The organism is Klebsiella sp. RHBSTW-00215 (assembly GCF_014103785.1).
Lineage (GTDB): Bacteria > Pseudomonadota > Gammaproteobacteria > Enterobacterales > Enterobacteriaceae > Klebsiella.
The window spans coordinates 5,339,409-5,355,680 of sequence record NZ_JABXQS010000001.1 but is presented as its reverse complement, the minus strand read 5'-3'; the positions used below and the strand labels follow the sequence as shown (position 1 = coordinate 5,355,680).

The window sequence follows — 16,272 nt, the reverse complement described above, 5'->3', positions numbered from 1 at the left end:
CTTAGTGTGCAGGCAGATTTCCATAAGTCAGTAAGAAATCCTTCATAGGACATTGTTTGGCTTTTAAAGTTACGATAAAACCCGGTAATATGTATGCGATAAGCTATCAGTAGCGTTATCCCTAATTCTGGAGATTATTCCTTTGATCAACGTCCTTCTTGTTGATGATCACGAACTAGTGCGCGCAGGGATACGACGCATTCTGGAAGATATAAAAGGAATTAAAGTTGTCGGTGAAGCGTGCTGTGGTGAGGACGCTGTGAAATGGTGTCGCGCTAATCCCGTCGATGTTGTCCTGATGGATATGAATATGCCGGGTATCGGGGGGCTTGAGGCTACCCGCAAAATTGCCCGTTCCGTGGCTGATGCCAAAGTGATTATGCTCACTGTTCATACCGAAAACCCGCTTCCGGCGAAAGTGATGCAGGCCGGTGCGGCTGGTTACCTTAGTAAAGGTGCTGCACCGCAAGAGGTCGTGAATGCGATTCGCTCTGTGGCATCAGGCCAGCGCTATATAGCTTCAGATATCGCCCAGCAGATGGCGCTCAGCCAGATTGAGCCTGAAAAGGCAGAATCGCCGTTTGCCAGTTTGTCTGAGCGTGAATTGCAGATTATGCTGATGATCACTAAAGGTCAGAAGGTCAATGAGATCTCAGAACAGTTAAATCTGAGTCCTAAGACGGTGAACAGCTACCGTTACCGAATGTTCAGCAAACTGAATATTCATGGCGATGTGGAGCTGACGCACCTGGCAATCCGCCATGGCCTGTGTAATGCGGAGTCGTTAGCAAGTCAGTGAGTGATGTTTTTGACGCAAAAGCTTTCCTGAAGACAGTGACCAGCCAGCCGGGCGTCTATCGTATGTATGATGCTGGCGGTACTGTCATCTATGTGGGTAAAGCAAAAGATCTGAAAAAGCGGCTCAGTAGCTATTTTCGCAGCAACCTGGCTTCGCGTAAAACCGAAGCGTTGGTGGCGCTTATCGCGCAAATTGATGTCACCGTCACGCATACTGAAACGGAAGCGCTGCTGCTCGAGCATAATTACATTAAGCTGTATCAGCCGCGTTATAACGTGCTGCTGCGAGATGATAAATCCTACCCTTTCATTTTCCTTAGCGGTGATACCCATCCCCGGCTGGCCACGCATCGCGGTGCAAAGCACGCTAAAGGCGAGTATTTTGGCCCATTTCCAAACGGCTATGCGGTTCGTGAAACTTTAGCTCTGCTGCAAAAAATTTTCCCAATCCGTCAATGTGAGAACAGCGTGTACCGCAACCGCTCGCGTCCATGCCTGCAGTACCAGATTGGTCGCTGTCTGGGGCCGTGTGTCGCCGGGTTGGTCAGCGAGGAAGAGTACGCTCAGCAGGTTGATTACGTGCGCTTGTTCCTTGCGGGTAAGGACGATCAGGTGTTAACGCAGTTGATCGCTCGCATGGAGAAAGCCAGCCAGTCGCTAGAGTTTGAAGAAGCTGCACGGATCCGTGACCAGATTCAGGCGGTACGCCGGGTCACGGAGAAGCAGTTTGTTTCTAACAACGGTGACGATCTTGATGTCATCGGCGTAGCTTTTGAGGCCGGAATGGCCTGTGTGCACGTGCTGTTTATTCGTCAGGGTAAGGTGCTGGGCAGCCGCAGCTATTTCCCGAAGGTACCCAGCGGAACCGAGCTTGGGGAAGTGGTGGAAACTTTTGTCGGTCAGTTCTATTTACAGGGTAGCCAGATGCGAACGCTACCGGGTGAGATCCTGCTGGATTTCAACCTGGGCGACAAAACCCTACTGGCTGATTCGCTCTCAGAACTGGCCGGACGCCGTGTTAACGTACAGACCAAGCCTCGTGGCGATCGTGCACGCTATTTGAAACTGGCGCGAACCAATGCCGCCACGGCGTTGACGACCAAGCTCTCTCAGCATTCGACTATTACCCAACGCTTACAGGCACTGACGACGTTGCTTAAGCTCCCCGCCATCAATCGGATGGAGTGCTTTGATATCAGCCACACGATGGGGGAACAAACGGTCGCGTCGTGCGTCGTTTTTGACAGCAATGGGCCGCTGCGGGCGGAATATCGTCGCTATAATATTACCGGTATCACTCCGGGTGATGATTATGCCGCGATGAACCAGGTTCTGCGCCGTCGTTACGGCAAGGCAATCGAAGAGAGTAAAATTCCTGATGTTATCCTGATAGATGGTGGTAAAGGGCAGCTCGGACAGGCGAAAATGGTCTTTGCCGAGCTGGATGTGCCGTGGGATAAAAACCACCCTCTGCTATTGGGCGTAGCAAAAGGCAGCGATCGTAAAGCAGGGCTGGAGACGTTATTCTTCGAACCTGAAGGGGAGGGCTTTAGTCTTCCGCCGGATTCACCAGCGTTGCATGTCATCCAGCATATTCGCGATGAATCACACGATCATGCCATCACTGGTCACCGTAAAAAACGGGCGAAAGTGAAAAGTACCAGTACGCTGGAAACCATCGAAGGGGTGGGGCCAAAGCGCCGGCAGATGTTGTTGAAATATATGGGCGGTCTGCAGGGGCTACAGAAAGCCAGCGTTGAAGAAATTGCTAAAGTGCCGGGTATATCTCACGGTCTGGCAGAAAAGATCTTCTACTCGTTGAAACATTAGGGGCTCTGTAGCAACATAGGGCTAATTTTTACTTACAACAGATAGTTACCCGTTACTATGCGATTTAATATCCCTACGTTGCTTACTCTGTTTCGTGTCATTCTTATCCCTTTCTTTGTACTGGCATTTTACCTGCCGTTTGTTTGGGCTCCCTTTGCTTGCGCGCTGATTTTCTTTGTCGCTGCCGTAACCGACTGGTTTGATGGCTATCTGGCGCGTCGCTGGAATCAGAGCACACGCTTTGGTGCCTTCCTGGATCCGGTTGCGGATAAAGTCATGGTTGCGATCGCGATGGTGCTGGTCGCTGAGCATTATCACACCTGGTGGGTGACGCTACCGGCCGCAACGATGATTGCCCGTGAAATTATTATCTCCGCCTTGCGTGAGTGGATGGCTGAGCTGGGTAAACGCAGCAGCGTGGCTGTTTCGTGGATCGGTAAAGTGAAAACAACGGCACAGATGGCGGCACTGGTGTGGATGCTGTGGCGGCCAAATATCTGGGTTGAATGGGCGGGTATTGGCCTGTTCCTCGTAGCGGCGGTGCTGACGCTGTGGTCAATGCTGCAATATTTGAACGCTGCACGCGGCGATTTGCTTGATCAGTGATCGTTTCGGCGCAATTTTCAGCAAACAACACAAGGTTTTAAAAAATAACGTTGACTCATTGCGCCAGGTAAGTAGAATGCAACGCATCGAACGGCAGCACGGTCTTCCAGACGATAACAAAATCAAGCGATTAGCAATTTAGCTTGATGATGCGGGAATAGCTCAGTTGGTAGAGCACGACCTTGCCAAGGTCGGGGTCGCGAGTTCGAGTCTCGTTTCCCGCTCCAATATAAAAACATCGGCAATTGCGGGTGTTGCAGTATTAAGGCGCGTTAGCAAAGCGGTTATGTAGCGGATTGCAAATCCGTCTAGTCCGGTTCGACTCCGGAACGCGCCTCCAATTACTATCCCGAGCCCGGGTGGTGGAATCGGTAGACACAAGGGATTTAAAATCCCTCGGCGTTCGCGCTGTGCGGGTTCAAGTCCCGCTCCGGGTACCATTGGGATATAGCAGAATAATCAAAGCAATAAGCAGTGTCGTGAAACCACCTCCGGGTGGTTTTTTTGTTTTTGTCCCCAGTCTATTATTAAAAAGATTAACTCTCCTGAATGGGTGATGTCAGGTGGTTTTCTCTCGCTATTTCCGCTACTGTAAGCGCCATTTTTCTACGACCACGAGACTGTTTATGAAAACCGGACCCCTGAACGAAAGCGAAGTTGAATGGCTGGATGAGATCCTGTCGAAATATGCAGATGAAGGCACCATCATGGATGTTGCCGAACTTGATGGATTGCTGACGGCAATTCTCTCCGGGCCGACAGAAATTGAACCTGCGCAGTGGTTGTTGGCTATCTGGGGCGGGGCGGATAAAGTACCGCGTTGGGCCAACGATCGCGAACGCGATCGCTTTGTGAACCTGACGCTGCAACATATGAGCGATACTGCTGAGCGCTTAAGCGATTATCCTGAGCAGTTCGAGCCCATGTTTGGCTGCCGTGAAGAGGAAGGACAGGAGTTAACCATCGTAGAAGAGTGGTGCTTCGGTTATATGCGCGGCGTCGGCCTCAGTGACTGGTCTGCTTTACCAACTGAGCTACAAGCTGAACTGGATGCCATCGCCCTGCACGGCACCGAGGAACGATTTGAAGCGCTTGATGAATTATCCGCTGAAGAGTTCATTGCCAGCGTAGAGCGTATTCGTCCGGCGGCTCTGGCGCTTTACAACTACTGGACTGAGCATGCTCAGCCGGCTGACGTCCAGCAGCCAATACGAAATGAGGCGAAAATTGGGCGTAACGATCCTTGCCCTTGCGGTAGCGGTAAGAAATATAAGCAGTGCTGCTTAGCAAAATAAGTAAAGGGGCCAATTTGGCCCCTGATTTTTTATCCCACCGCAGGCAGCAATCCTGCGACGATAGCAAACTGAATGGCCACAATTCCGATTCCGCACAGCAGAACCAACCACAGCGCGGGTGACCCCCCAGCGACTCGCCAGGCGGCGTCAGGATGCTGTTTACGGCTTTTCATCACTAATAACGAAGGTAGCATTAGCGCCAATACCGCCAGCGCGACCCCTGCATAACCTAAGGCCATCACGAAACCGCGTGGATAGAATAGGGCGAACGCCAGAGGGGGTAAAAAGGTGATTACACCACTCTGTATACGCCCGGCCGGACCATTTTTACGTTGAAACAAATCGGCCAGGTAGTCAAACAGGCCAAGCGCGACGCCGAGAAATGAAGTCGCCAGCGCCAGGTCTGCAAAAAGATGAACCGCTAGCTCAACGTGCGACGAGGCAACGACTTCACGGATCGCTTCTAGCAGCCCGTTGAGTCCGGCATTTTGTGCCAGCAGAGCGGTAAAAGTTGGAGAATCAATACTGCCCAGGGTTGCCAGTTGCCAGAAAATATAGGCAACCAGTGGAATAAAGCTTCCGATGACAAATACCCGACGCAGCTTGCGTATATCCCCGTTCAGATAGCTGACGACGCTGGGTATGCTGCCGTGAAAACCAAACGAGGTAAAAATTACTGGAATCGCCGACAGCGCCAGCCCTTGCTGTAGCGGCAGGGTCAACAAGTTTATCTGATGAATGTGCGGTAGCAGAAGCGCCAGCATAATAGCGAGGAAAATGATTTTGGCGCTGAACAGAAAGCGGTTAAAGAGATCAACCAGTGACGTACCGATACAAACCACCGTCCCGCCGATGCCTGTAAACAGCAGTACTCCAACCGCAGGTGGTAGCGTCCAGCCCAGCCATTGATTGAGACTTGAAGCCAGCAGTTCACCGGCACCGCTAATATAGGCAGCGGTAAGTGCGTACAGTAAGAACAGCATGCAAACACCGGTGGCCCACTGCCCGTAACGCCCCAGATAGCGCGCCGCCAGGGAGCCCAGCCCCGTGTCAGCCGGAACGTGCTGATAAACTTCAAGCAACAATAACGCGGTGTAACACATCAGCGCCCACAGGGCGATCAGCAAAACTAACGTTACGCCGAAGCCTACGCCTGCTGATGCCAAAGGCATCGCCAACATCCCTGCGCCGATGGTGGTGCCAGCGACGATTAAAATACTACCAAGAGTGCGGTTCTTCACGCTTTTCTCTATCCATGACGGATTATACAATGAATTATGCCGCGCAGAGTATGTGAAATCAGTGATTTCGTCAAATGCAGGTTACAGTGTGTGTAATAATAAGTTTACGATTTTGAGCGTTTACGCTAAGCCTGCGCTGGCGCAAGAATCGGAATAATAAGCAGGGTTATCCTGTGCGTTTTATGGGGGATATTATGCAATCAATTCATGGTCATGAAGTTCTACAGATGATGATCGCTTCAGGCGAACCTTACACCGTGGCCAGTCTGGAAGCGGCGATTACCAGTCGTTTCGGGACGGATGCACGATTCCATACCTGTTCGGCGGAAAACCTGAGTGCGGCGGAGTTAGTGGCATTCTTACAGAAAAAGGGCAAATTTATTGCCGCAGAGGAAGGGTTTAATACGCACGAAAGTAAAATTTGTCGCCATTAATAGGGCGGCGATCGCTAAGCGTCGCCGCCGTCTTCATTAATTTTGGGTATCGAGCGTTGCCAGCTCTTTATCAATAAAGTACAGGCCTTCGCCGCTTTTGCCTGCGAGGGTCAGTTTATCAATAACGGATTTAAACAGTTTCTCTTCTTCATGTTGCTCAGCAACATACCATTGCAGGAAATTAAAGGTCGGATAATCCTGGCTGGACATTGCCGCATGAGCCAGTTCGTTAATTTTCTGCGTAATGAGTTGTTCGTGTTCGTAGGTGACGCGGAACAGGTCGTCCAGTGAAGTATATTCGGCAAACGGTGAGGCGATGGCATTGATGCACGGCAGGCTACCGGTATCGGTCAGGTAGTCGAACAGACGCTGCATATGGGTCATCTCTTCTTGCGCATGGCGGCGAAGAAACGCGGCGGCACCTTCAAAGCTGTGGTAGCTGCACCACGCGCTCATTTGCTGATAAAGCAGAGAAGAATAAAGTTCAAGGTTCATCTGTGCATTAAGCTTGTCGATCATTTCAGTTTTCAGCATCTGGCTTGCTCCGCAAATAAAGTCAAAGGTGATTGTGTCGTCACTATAATTTGTTATTAATTTATTTGCAAAAAGTAAATTAATAAATTCATTTATTACTAATGCAAATGGGAATAACACGCATTGGCAATTTAATAAATAATGAGAATGGTTTTAATTTAATATTATCAATATTAATTATGGGTCCGACTTATTCTTGAAAAGGGGACGCGCGACTTCGAGTGGCTATGAGCGCTTAGGTTAGCCTGGTGAGGAAAGGGTGGGGGTAAGAAAGCAACGCCCGGATGCTGTGGGAGGTGAAAGTGTGAGGCGATATGCAATTTATAAAACAACTTTTCATAAAATTTGAAAGTATGTTCGTAAGGTAGTATTGTTCTTCACAACGTTAACGAACTATCGCGGGAAAACCCGCACAGCATTCAGGAGAGTAAAGCATGAAAATCGCACTGATGATGGAAAACAGCCAGGCGAACAAAAACGCCATCATCCTCAACGAGTTAAACGCTGTTGCAGACGAGAAAGGTTTTCCGGTTTACAACGTCGGCATGAGCGATGAAAACGATCACCACCTGACCTATATCCATCTGGGTATCATGGCCAGCATCCTGCTGAACTCTAAAGCGGTAGACTTCGTGATCACCGGCTGCGGTACCGGCCAGGGTGCAATGATGTCTCTGAACATCCATCCGGGCGTAGTTTGTGGCTACTGTATTGATCCTGCTGATGCGTTCCTGTTTGCGCAGATCAACAACGGTAACGCGCTTTCTCTGCCATTCGCGAAAGGTTTTGGCTGGGGCGCAGAGCTGAACGTACGCTTTATTTTCGAGAAAGCGTTCACAGGGAGTAATGGCGAAGGGTATCCGCCGGAGCGTAAAGAGCCTCAGGTACGTAACGCTGGTATCCTGAACACCGTTAAGGCCGCAGTAGTGAAAGATAACTATCTGGATACGCTGCGTGCTATCGACCCGGAGCTGGTGAAAACTGCCGTGTCTGGCCCGCGCTTCCAGCAGTGCTTCTTCGAAAATTGCCAGGATAAAGAGATCGAAGCGTTCGTTCGCCAGATCGTCGGTTAATCTCCTGCAAATATCCAGGGCCAGCGCTGCTGGCCTTTTCTTTTGGGCTATTTCTTTTTGTTCGACACGCTGCTACCGGCATCTTTTGCCAGGTGCAGGCTATCAATCATTCCCACCAGACAAATCAACGCAATAAAAATAAACGACAGACGGAAGCTGATCCCCGGCAGACTTGTGAGATTAAACCATTCACTGAACTTCTCCCCAATACGAATACCGATCGCCCCGAGCGTAATCCCAAGCCCAACGGCCAGCTGCGAAGCGGTGCTGAACAACGTATTGGCATAGCTCATTTGCGCCGAAGGCACATCGGCAAAAGCAAGGGTGCTGACGCCGGTAAATTGAATAGAACGGAATACCCCGCCGAGATAGAGAATCACGAAAATCAGCCAGACTGGCGTTTGTGGTGTTAAAAAAGCGCAGGCCAGCAGCGAGAGTACATTCAGCGCACCATTGATCAGCAGCAGGCGGCGAAAACCCAGACAGCGAATTAACGGCGTTGTCGCGGGCTTGATGGTTAAATTACCAACGAAAACGGCCAGCACCAGCAACCCTGAGTGGAATGGGTCCATACCAAACCCGACCTGAAACAGCAGCGGCAGCAGGAAAGGGACGGCGCTAATTGAGGCACGGAACAGCGAGCCGCCGTACATAGTGACCTTGAAGGTCGGTATTTGCAGCGCATCGAGGCGCACCATCGGCCAGGCTGCGCGACGGAAATGGCGCAGTGAGAACAACATGCTGCCAAGGCCTAATACCAGCAGCGCCGGAGTTTGCCAACTCAAAGGTTGACGATCGCCGAGAAATTCCATGGCGGTGACCAGGCTAATCATGGCGATTGAAGTGGCAAGGAAGCCGGGAAGGTCAAAAGGCCGTGGTTCATCTTCACGAATGTTTGGGATGATGCGCAAAGACAGGGCCATAGCGATGAGCCCAAGGGGCACGTTAATAAAGAAAATCCAGTGCCAACTGGCATAGCTGGTGATAAATCCGCCCAGCGGCGGGCCGATAATGGGGGCCACTAATGCCGGCCAGGTCAGGGTAGCAATCGCCTTAATGAGCTGATGCTTCGGTGTCGTTCGCAAAACTGCCAGTCGGCCTACTGGAACCATCAGCGCGCCGCCTATTCCTTGCAGAATTCGCATCGCCACGAAGATGTCGACGTTGGTTGATAACCCGCAAAAAACAGAAGCCAGCGTGAAAATCGCCAGCGCGAGAGTGAAGATTTTGCGTGCGCCGAAGCGATCGGCTATCCAGCCGCTGGCCGGTATCAGCACGGCCAGCGTAATGAGATAGGCGCTGATACCGATATTGAGATCGACCGCTGTGACGCCAAAGTCTTTCGCCATGTCCGGCAGGGCAGTGGCGATCACCGTGCCGTCGAGGAACTCCATAAAAAACGCGCCAGCCACCAGCAGTGCGGGTGCTGAAAAAGAACGATCGTCCCTGGAAGAGATGTTTGTGCTCATTGTCGTGTCGCTGCCATAGCAAAGAGGGGCCAAACTCGACGCAGAGCATGTTGCTCTAACTGTTCGATTTAGCTCATTTTTGTTTAATATTTAAATTATTTTTGTAAAAATAGTGTGATTTGACGCATGTTTATATTGATTTTTGTGATGTAAGTCATATTATAGCCCTGTAGACATTAACACCTGCATAACAAAAACGGAGTCAATCCATGAAGCTGCGCAAAATCCTCAAAAGCATGTTTGAAAACTACTGCAAAACCTTCAAAGACGTACCCCCTGGCGGTATGTTCTGATAAAAAAACCTGCTGCGGCAGGTTTTTTTATCTCTTAAGATTTAGGTTACTATTACGCTCCTGAAAAAAGGAGTAAAAAATGTCTCAACATCTCACCGAAAATGACGAGCTGGTTTCCGACGTGGTTGCCTGCCAACTGGTCATCAAACAGATTCTCGACGTTATTGATATCATCGCCCCTGTCGAAGTGCGCGAGAAAATGACCACTCAGTTAAAAGCCATCGATTTTGCCAGTCATCCTGCATCGGCCGATCCGGTTACGCTGCGGGCGGTACAAAAAGCCATTGCTTTAATTGAACTGAAGTTCACCCCGCAAGGTGAGGCACACTAAATACATAGCCCCGCCATCAGGTGATGGCGGGGCGTCGTTATGTGGTTAGTGGGAAACGGCGGTACGGGCCGGCGTCTCCTGAGTATTGCTAAATAACTTGCTGTTGCCCCAGCACTCTTCGTAGCGGTGACCGACTAAATCTTCAACGATGAGGCGCACATCCGGTGTGATGTCGGCAATTTTGCCGCCAGCTTTAATCCGCGCGACTTCCTGCAAGACCACCATATGCGCTTTGCGATCCAGCTTCATCTGCTTACTGAAGACGATCGCCGCCAAAGCCAGCAGGACCACGCCCGCACAGAACACGACCGCAATAGCGGTTACCGCGCTTTCAGGTTGCGTATGCGCTTTTGACTGGAAGCCGTAGAAGCTGAGGATAGCGCCCATTGTGAAGACGATGATAGAGCGTAGGATTTTCCCGGAAAAGGTCATTGCGCCAGCATAGATACCTTCACGACGACGGCCAGTATAGATCTCGTCAACGTCGGCTAAAAAGGTATATACGGTCCAGGGGATGTAGTACACGCCGCCCGTGCCCAGTCCGAACAGGACGGTGATACCAAACATCAGGATGGTTGCCAGATGTGCAGGCAAATGGAAGAACCACAGCGAGGTATAAAGCAGCACGGCAAAAATAACCACGCTCAGCGCCAGAATGTAGGGCTTACTAAACCCTTTTTTCACGCACAGGCCGATAAACAGCGCCGTAGAGACCAGTTGCAGGATGGAGTTCAGGCTATTTAGCCCGGCGACCATCGCCGGATCGTGCTGCAGGACGAAAATAACAAAGTAGGTAAAGATAGACGCAAACAGCCATTCTGCGCCGAAACCACAGAGGTACATGCCCAGATGTTTACGGAACACGCGAAGATAGAAGGTAGAACGCATATCCTTCGCCAGCATAAGCAGAGTATTGAGTAAGCCTTTTTTCTCACTATTGCTGACTTCCTCTTCGCGCGGACGTTCCCAGCTGCAGTACCACAAGCAGGAGATCGCAACGATGAGAATGACCCCATAGGTCAGGCCGGTCAGGAAAAATGGGGTCGCGGATTCTTTGCCGTAAAGCAGGATGAACTGACCTGGAATAAATGCTGCCAGGAAGTTAGCCAGTTTACCGAAGATCGCTTTGTAGCCAGTAAGCTTTGAGCGTAGTGAAAAATCGTCGGTCATTTCGGTCGCCAATGTTTCATAAGGGACCATGATCGAGGTATAAATGATTTCAAAGACTACATAAGTGCATAGGTAGTACCAGAACCCAAGACCTTCTACCCAAAGTAGCGGGTAGAACATCATGAGCGGAATACCGATTAATAAAAAGAAGCGGCGGCGTCCGAAGCGTTTGCCGAGACGCGTTTTACCAAAATTATCGGTGAGATAACCCATAAGAGGATTACTGATCGCGTCGATAATACTGGCGACGGAGAAAATGAGCGAAGCCTCGATCAGCGTCAGCCCACAAAATGTTGTATAAAAATAAAGCAGCCACGCGCCACTGATCGCCAGCGCGCCGCTTCCCAGTAAATTCCCGCCGCCGTAGGCTAACTGATGGCGTAACAAAATCGGTCTTCCCTGCAGCCCCTGAGGGGCTGAAGCCGCGTATCTTGCCATTAAAATAAACTCCGTGTTTTAAATTTTTGAAACACCGTTTTTATATTCTTAAGTGATGGGTTTGAACGTGATCTACATCACTAAAAACCGGCTAAATCCCATGCCTGAGCATTAATGAGATCCAGTTAAAAGTTTTTAATGCTTTTTAGGAATAAAAACGGCGCCGAAGCGCCGAAAAAGATAGGTTGGTGAGAATTGTCTATAAGGACATTGATGATATTAATATATGGTTTTTGGGCATTTATCAGCGATACACCATTCGCTGCGAGCGTTAATTATGTTGGTTGCTGACCAGATCTAACAAACGAAGGTCGGTTTGTTGCACGCACGTTCCATCCTTATCCGCATTGCGCACTTCATCGAGAATGGTTTCCAGCAGGATACCGTCCTGGCGCTGTTCTTTTTCCAGCAGAGTTAAAAAACGTCAGGTGGCATCGTCGCTTTTCGCTTTAGCTTCTTCCGTCAGGTCGATCAATATGCTGCTGCGCTGCTGATAATCAGCAACGGTGGTAGCAAAAAGATCTTCGAGGGAAGCACACTCTGGTTGGCTGGAACCTTCAGATTTCACCACCGGCACGGCGCCGGTTTTTTTCATAAAATCAAAAACTCGCATCATCTGGGTTACCCTGGATTGTGCCCTGCTGCGCAAAAACGTTGCGGTACCGTTTAACCGCTGCTGAGTACACCACTCACTTAAATGTAGATATAAGTTTGACGCATGGAATTCAAGATTCATTTGGTTATTCAGTTTCTTAACCATTCCTGGGACGATCATAAAAATATCCTTATTAACCTGTAAAGGAGTCCTGGCTACATCCTGAATCATCTTCCTTAGAGAGTCTTAATTCGGGACACATGACGTGCAGGTAAAGTACCAGAATAATAATTATCTGTACTTCAAATATATGAGGGGTAATTAAATTGCGATTACCGATGAATGTAGAATAGCGCCACTTGGTGATTAAGGAAACTCTCATATGATGTTATTTACGTTTCGTTACACCATCCGTAATTAACTTTATTTAAGTGTGTTTATGTAATGGTAACTACTTTCATTAAGTCATTTTTGTTTTTATCTATATGATTTTAATTGATATTTATTGTTTTTATCATTGGTTTGTAGTAGTTCTAAATGGGTATGTGAAATTGAGTTTCATTTATATTGGATTGATGTTTTGTTTGTGTGTTAATCTGTTCTTCGTAAAAGGTGTAAATTGCGTTAGATCATGTTTTTTGTGATTTTATAAACAAGGTATAACGATAATTTAAAAAAATACTGCTTTTGTAAACACATGATTGTTATTTGGCTATCTGAAGGAGTCAGAAATGAATAAAGTAGCGGTGCTGTTGGCACCTGGTTTCGAGGAAGGTGAAGCGATTGTGATTATTGATATTCTTCGTCGCTTGCACATCAATGTAGAACTACTGTCCTGCGCCGAATCGCGCGCGGTGGTGAGCTATCACGATATTCCTATGGTCGCAGACAGCACGTTAACAGAACGAGCACAGACGCTTTATGACGCGGTGGTTCTGCCTGGCGGCCCGCAAGGAAGCGTGAATCTTGCTGCCAGCCAGGAAGTGGTGGCGTTTATTGCGGCTCACGACACCGCCGGAAAGCTGATCTGCCCAATTTGTTCGGCGGCGGCGCGGGTATTGGGCGGCAACGGTTTGCTGAAGGGGCGTCGCTATGTCTGCTCCGGGGATCTCTGGCAGAACGTGAGCGGGGGAGAATACGTTGATGCGCCGGTAGTGGAAGACGGCAACCTGATCAGCGGTAAAGGCTTTGGTTACGTTTTTGATTTCTCTTTCACCGTTGCGGCACGCTTGTTGGGCGATGAAGCCCCCGTGCGCAATCATGCCGAGCATATTTATTGCCGCTGGTGATGGAGAATCTGAATCTATACCCTAAACAAGGATAAGTCTGCTGGTGATATAGATAATATTGCTAATGCGAGCGCTAATTGTCTGACAATTAGCGTTTTTTTTATGTCTTTTTTCGCTGTTTTTATGCACGCAATTACTGTAATTCCGCGATGTGATAGCGCTCTCGTATGGAGAAATAATTTCCGGTTAATACTATTTTAACAACGGCAGCAATGAATCAGATTTTCCTAATGCCTTGTTTTACGTCCGATTAAAAATTTAAGTCTTATTATTCCCTACATAAAAGCGAATTAAAGCTGGAGTTTACCATGCACAAATTTACTAAAGCGCTGGCGGCGATTGGTCTCGCCGCAGTTATGTCACAATCAGCTATGGCTGAGACGCTTAAGCTTGGTTTTCTGGTGAAACAGCCCGAAGAACCGTGGTTTCAAACTGAGTGGAAATTTGCCGATAAGGCCGGTAAAGATTTAGGTTTTGATGTGATTAAAATTGCCGTACCTGACGGCGAGAAAACCCTGAATGCTATTGATAGCCTGGCAGCCAGCGGAGCTAAAGGTTTCGTTATCTGCACCCCGGACCCGAAACTGGGGGCTGCTATTGTCGCCAAAGCGCGCGGCTATGATATGAAAGTGATCACCGTCGACGACCAGCTCGTTAACGCCAAAGGCAAACCAATGGACAGCGTTCCGCTGGTGATGATGGCTGCCAGCGAAATCGGCGCCCGTCAGGGGCAGGAGCTGTACAAAGAGATGCAGAAACGCGGGTGGGACGTGAAAGATACCGCGGTCATGGCGATCACCTCTGATGAGCTCGACACTGCCCGTCGCCGTACCACCGGCTCGATGGATGCGCTGAAAGCCGCTGGCTTCCCGGAAAATCAGATCTATCGCGTGCCAACCAAATCTAACGATATCCCCGGCGCGTTCGATGCCGGTAACTCCATGCTGGTTCAACATCCGCAGGTTAAACATTGGTTAATTGTCGGCATGAACGACAACACCGTACTGGGTGGCGTGCGTGCGACCGAGGGCCAGAGTTTTAAAGCCGCTGACGTCATCGGTATCGGCATTAACGGCGTGGATGCAGTCAATGAACTCTCCAAAGCGCAGGCCACCGGTTTCTATGGTTCTCTGCTGCCGAGCCCGGACATTCACGGTTATAAAACCAGCGAAATGCTCTACAACTGGGTAACGAAGGACGTCGAACCGCCGAAATTCACTGCGGTTACCGACGTGGTGCTGATTACCCGCGACAACTTTAAAGAAGAGCTGGCGAAAAAAGGGCTGTAAGGCCTGGTTGACCGGGCCTCTCGTATTAAGTGGGAGGCTCAGTCCAGAAAAGCGGAGTCGTTATGCAACAGTCTACCCCTTATCTCTCATTCCACGGCATCACCATGACTTTCCCGGGCGTTAAAGCGCTGTCCGATATTAGCTTTGACTGCTATGCCGGACAGGTTCACGCCCTGATGGGAGAAAACGGCGCCGGGAAATCTACGCTGCTGAAAGTGCTCAGCGGCAACTACATACCGACGGCCGGCAGCCTGCAAATCAGCGGCCAGCAGATGGCGTTTAACCACACCACCGAAGCCTTGAATGCCGGAGTGGCGATTATTTATCAGGAACTGCATCTGATCCCGGAAATGACCGTGGCGGAAAATATCTACCTCGGACAACTTCCACACAAGGGCGGGATCGTTAACCGCTCGCTACTTAATTATGAAGCCCGCTTACAGCTTGAGCATCTGGGACTCGATATCGACCCGGAAACACCGCTCAAATATCTCTCTATCGGTCAGTGGCAAATGGTGGAGATTGCTAAAGCGCTGGCGCGTAACGCCAAAATCATCGCCTTTGATGAGCCAACCAGCTCCCTGTCTGCGCGGGAAATCGAAAACCTGTTCCGGGTTATTCGCGAACTGCGCGAGGAGGGGAGGGTCATTATTTATGTCTCTCACCGTATGGAAGAGATTTTTGCATTAAGTGATGCCATCACCGTGTTCAAAGATGGTCGCTACGTGCGCACATTTGACAATATGCAAGAGGTTAACCACGACGCCCTGGTGCAGGCGATGGTGGGCCGTGAACTGGGCGATATCTACGGCTGGCAACCGCGTGAATACGGCAACGAACGCTTGCGTCTGGAGCAGGTGAAGGCACCGGGCGTGCGTCAGCCGATCAGCCTGTCGGTGCGCAGCGGTGAAATCGTTGGCCTGTTCGGGCTGGTTGGGGCCGGGCGCAGCGAGCTGATGAAAGGCTTATTTGGCGGCAGCAGGATAACCAGTGGCCAGGTCTACATTGACGGCCAGGCTATCGACATCCGCAAACCCGCGCAGGCGATTCAGGCTGGAATGATGCTCTGTCCGGAAGACCGCAAAGCCGAAGGGATTATTCCGGTTCACTCGGTGCGCGACAACATCAATATCAGCGCACGTCGTAAGCATATTCTTGCAGGATGCGTGATTAACAACGCCTGGGAAGCGGAAAACGCTGACCAGCATATTAAATCGCTCAACATCAAAACGCCGGGCCCGGAGCAGCTGATTATGAATCTCTCTGGCGGCAATCAGCAGAAAGCCATTCTTGGCCGTTGGTTATCGGAAGAGATGAAAGTGATCCTGCTCGATGAGCCGACGCGCGGCATTGATGTCGGCGCTAAGCATGAAATTTACAACGTTATTTACGCATTAGCGGCATCAGGCGTCGCGGTGGTCTTTGCCTCCAGCGATTTACCCGAAGTTCTCGGCGTCGCGGACCGTATCGTGGTGATGCGCGAGGGCGAAATCGCCGGTGAATTGTTGCATGAACATGCGAATGAACAGCAGGCATTGAGCCTTGCGATGCCCAAAGTGAGCCAGGCGGTCGCCTGAGTAAGGAGTT

15 protein-coding genes, 3 tRNA genes and 1 pseudogene are annotated in these 16,272 nt (G+C 50.0%); 14 read left to right on the top strand and 5 right to left on the bottom strand.

Annotated elements, in window-relative coordinates; genetic code table 11:
• Positions 1 to 142: 142 nt before the first annotated feature.
• The 7 genes from uvrY to HV127_RS25520 all read left to right on the top strand — a co-directional run bounded on the left by uvrY (position 143) and on the right by HV127_RS25520 (position 4,529).
• The gene (gene uvrY / locus HV127_RS25550; RefSeq protein WP_182239657.1) at positions 143 to 799 is read left to right on the top strand and encodes a UvrY/SirA/GacA family response regulator transcription factor; all 657 of its coding nucleotides are present in this window, start codon (positions 143 to 145) and stop codon (positions 797 to 799) included.
• Entirely contained in the window at positions 796 to 2,628 is a 1,833-nt protein-coding gene (uvrC, locus tag HV127_RS25545; RefSeq protein WP_181485757.1) for an excinuclease ABC subunit UvrC, read from the top strand. The genes uvrY and uvrC overlap by 4 nt, the downstream gene beginning before the upstream one ends.
• Before the next feature lie 57 nt (positions 2,629 to 2,685).
• On the top strand, positions 2,686 to 3,234 hold the full coding sequence (pgsA, locus tag HV127_RS25540; protein WP_112213254.1) for a CDP-diacylglycerol--glycerol-3-phosphate 3-phosphatidyltransferase: 549 nt from the start codon (positions 2,686 to 2,688) through the stop codon (positions 3,232 to 3,234).
• 151 nt (positions 3,235 to 3,385) lie between these two features.
• A tRNA-Gly gene (locus tag HV127_RS25535) sits at positions 3,386 to 3,461 on the top strand.
• 39 nt (positions 3,462 to 3,500) lie between these two features.
• Positions 3,501 to 3,574: transfer RNA gene (locus HV127_RS25530), tRNA-Cys, on the top strand.
• Between the two features lie 13 nt (positions 3,575 to 3,587).
• A tRNA-Leu gene (locus HV127_RS25525) sits at positions 3,588 to 3,674 on the top strand.
• 186 nt (positions 3,675 to 3,860) lie between these two features.
• Positions 3,861 to 4,529 (top strand): YecA family protein, encoded by a 669-nt coding sequence (locus HV127_RS25520; RefSeq protein WP_182239655.1) that lies wholly within the window; start codon positions 3,861 to 3,863, stop codon positions 4,527 to 4,529.
• 29 nt (positions 4,530 to 4,558) lie between these two features.
• On the opposite strand, the gene tyrP is transcribed toward HV127_RS25520, so the two are convergent.
• On the bottom strand, positions 4,559 to 5,770 hold the full coding sequence (gene tyrP / locus HV127_RS25515) for a tyrosine transporter TyrP (protein WP_182239653.1): 1,212 nt from the start codon (positions 5,768 to 5,770) through the stop codon (positions 4,559 to 4,561).
• A 194-nt stretch (positions 5,771 to 5,964) separates the two neighbouring features.
• Between tyrP and HV127_RS25510 the strand changes: the two genes are divergently transcribed.
• Complete coding sequence (locus tag HV127_RS25510; RefSeq protein WP_110274341.1) at positions 5,965 to 6,204, top strand: YecH family metal-binding protein; 240 nt, start codon at positions 5,965 to 5,967, stop codon at positions 6,202 to 6,204.
• 36 nt (positions 6,205 to 6,240) lie between these two features.
• Here the strand turns inward: HV127_RS25510 and ftnA are convergent, their stop codons facing one another.
• Positions 6,241 to 6,738: a non-heme ferritin gene (ftnA, locus tag HV127_RS25505; protein ID WP_110274389.1), complete on the bottom strand. Its 498-nt coding sequence runs from the start codon at positions 6,736 to 6,738 to the stop codon at positions 6,241 to 6,243.
• A gap of 434 nt (positions 6,739 to 7,172) precedes the next feature.
• Here ftnA and HV127_RS25500 point away from each other — a divergent pair, with 434 nt between their 5' ends.
• A complete protein-coding gene (locus HV127_RS25500) occupies positions 7,173 to 7,811 on the top strand; it encodes an RpiB/LacA/LacB family sugar-phosphate isomerase (protein ID WP_182239652.1) in 639 nt (212 codons plus the stop codon).
• A gap of 47 nt (positions 7,812 to 7,858) precedes the next feature.
• Here HV127_RS25500 and HV127_RS25495 read toward each other — a convergent pair whose 3' ends face one another.
• Positions 7,859 to 9,280 carry an MFS transporter gene (locus tag HV127_RS25495; RefSeq protein ID WP_182239650.1) on the bottom strand — a complete coding sequence of 474 codons (1,422 nt, stop codon included), beginning with the start codon at positions 9,278 to 9,280 and terminating at the stop codon, positions 7,859 to 7,861.
• A 209-nt stretch (positions 9,281 to 9,489) separates the two neighbouring features.
• Here HV127_RS25495 and azuC point away from each other — a divergent pair, with 209 nt between their 5' ends.
• Together azuC and HV127_RS25485 are read left to right on the top strand one after the other, a co-directional pair.
• A complete protein-coding gene (azuC, locus tag HV127_RS25490; protein ID WP_004136622.1) occupies positions 9,490 to 9,573 on the top strand; it encodes a stress response protein AzuC in 84 nt (27 codons plus the stop codon).
• Positions 9,574 to 9,652: 79 nt separating this feature from the next.
• Positions 9,653 to 9,904, top strand: coding sequence for a DUF2766 family protein (locus HV127_RS25485; protein WP_110274338.1), 252 nt, complete (start codon positions 9,653 to 9,655; stop codon positions 9,902 to 9,904).
• Between the two features lie 45 nt (positions 9,905 to 9,949).
• Here HV127_RS25485 and HV127_RS25480 read toward each other — a convergent pair whose 3' ends face one another.
• On the bottom strand, positions 9,950 to 11,461 hold the full coding sequence (locus HV127_RS25480; protein ID WP_182240830.1) for an MFS transporter: 1,512 nt from the start codon (positions 11,459 to 11,461) through the stop codon (positions 9,950 to 9,952).
• 322 nt (positions 11,462 to 11,783) lie between these two features.
• A pseudogene (locus tag HV127_RS25475) lies at positions 11,784 to 12,287 on the bottom strand (non-heme ferritin-like protein).
• Positions 12,288 to 12,838: 551 nt separating this feature from the next.
• Here HV127_RS25475 and HV127_RS25470 point away from each other — a divergent pair.
• The 3 genes from HV127_RS25470 to araG all read left to right on the top strand — a co-directional run bounded on the left by HV127_RS25470 (position 12,839) and on the right by araG (position 16,262).
• Positions 12,839 to 13,396 (top strand): DJ-1/PfpI family protein, encoded by a 558-nt coding sequence (locus HV127_RS25470; RefSeq protein ID WP_182239648.1) that lies wholly within the window; start codon positions 12,839 to 12,841, stop codon positions 13,394 to 13,396.
• 308 nt (positions 13,397 to 13,704) lie between these two features.
• Positions 13,705 to 14,685, top strand: a complete 981-nt coding sequence (locus tag HV127_RS25465; RefSeq protein WP_110274333.1) for an arabinose ABC transporter substrate-binding protein — start codon at positions 13,705 to 13,707, stop codon at positions 14,683 to 14,685.
• 62 nt (positions 14,686 to 14,747) lie between these two features.
• The gene (gene araG, locus HV127_RS25460; protein WP_182239646.1) at positions 14,748 to 16,262 is read left to right on the top strand and encodes an L-arabinose ABC transporter ATP-binding protein AraG; all 1,515 of its coding nucleotides are present in this window, start codon (positions 14,748 to 14,750) and stop codon (positions 16,260 to 16,262) included.
• Positions 16,263 to 16,272: the final 10 nt, after the last annotated feature.

Bases quoted from the DNA above. Each gene is read 5' to 3' on its own strand.
- pgsA (WP_112213254.1), top strand. From the start codon at position 2,686: ATGCGATTTAATATCCCTACGTTGCTTACTCTGTTTCGTGTCATTCTT.
- HV127_RS25520 (WP_182239655.1), top strand. From the start codon at position 3,861: ATGAAAACCGGACCCCTGAACGAAAGCGAAGTTGAATGGCTGGATGAG.
- HV127_RS25510 (WP_110274341.1), top strand. From the start codon at position 5,965: ATGCAATCAATTCATGGTCATGAAGTTCTACAGATGATGATCGCTTCA.
- ftnA (WP_110274389.1), bottom strand. From the start codon at position 6,738: ATGCTGAAAACTGAAATGATCGACAAGCTTAATGCACAGATGAACCTT.
- HV127_RS25500 (WP_182239652.1), top strand. From the start codon at position 7,173: ATGAAAATCGCACTGATGATGGAAAACAGCCAGGCGAACAAAAACGCC.
- HV127_RS25495 (WP_182239650.1), bottom strand. From the start codon at position 9,280: ATGAGCACAAACATCTCTTCCAGGGACGATCGTTCTTTTTCAGCACCC.
- azuC (WP_004136622.1), top strand. From the start codon at position 9,490: ATGAAGCTGCGCAAAATCCTCAAAAGCATGTTTGAAAACTACTGCAAA.
- HV127_RS25485 (WP_110274338.1), top strand. From the start codon at position 9,653: ATGTCTCAACATCTCACCGAAAATGACGAGCTGGTTTCCGACGTGGTT.
- HV127_RS25470 (WP_182239648.1), top strand. From the start codon at position 12,839: ATGAATAAAGTAGCGGTGCTGTTGGCACCTGGTTTCGAGGAAGGTGAA.
- HV127_RS25465 (WP_110274333.1), top strand. From the start codon at position 13,705: ATGCACAAATTTACTAAAGCGCTGGCGGCGATTGGTCTCGCCGCAGTT.
- araG (WP_182239646.1), top strand. From the start codon at position 14,748: ATGCAACAGTCTACCCCTTATCTCTCATTCCACGGCATCACCATGACT.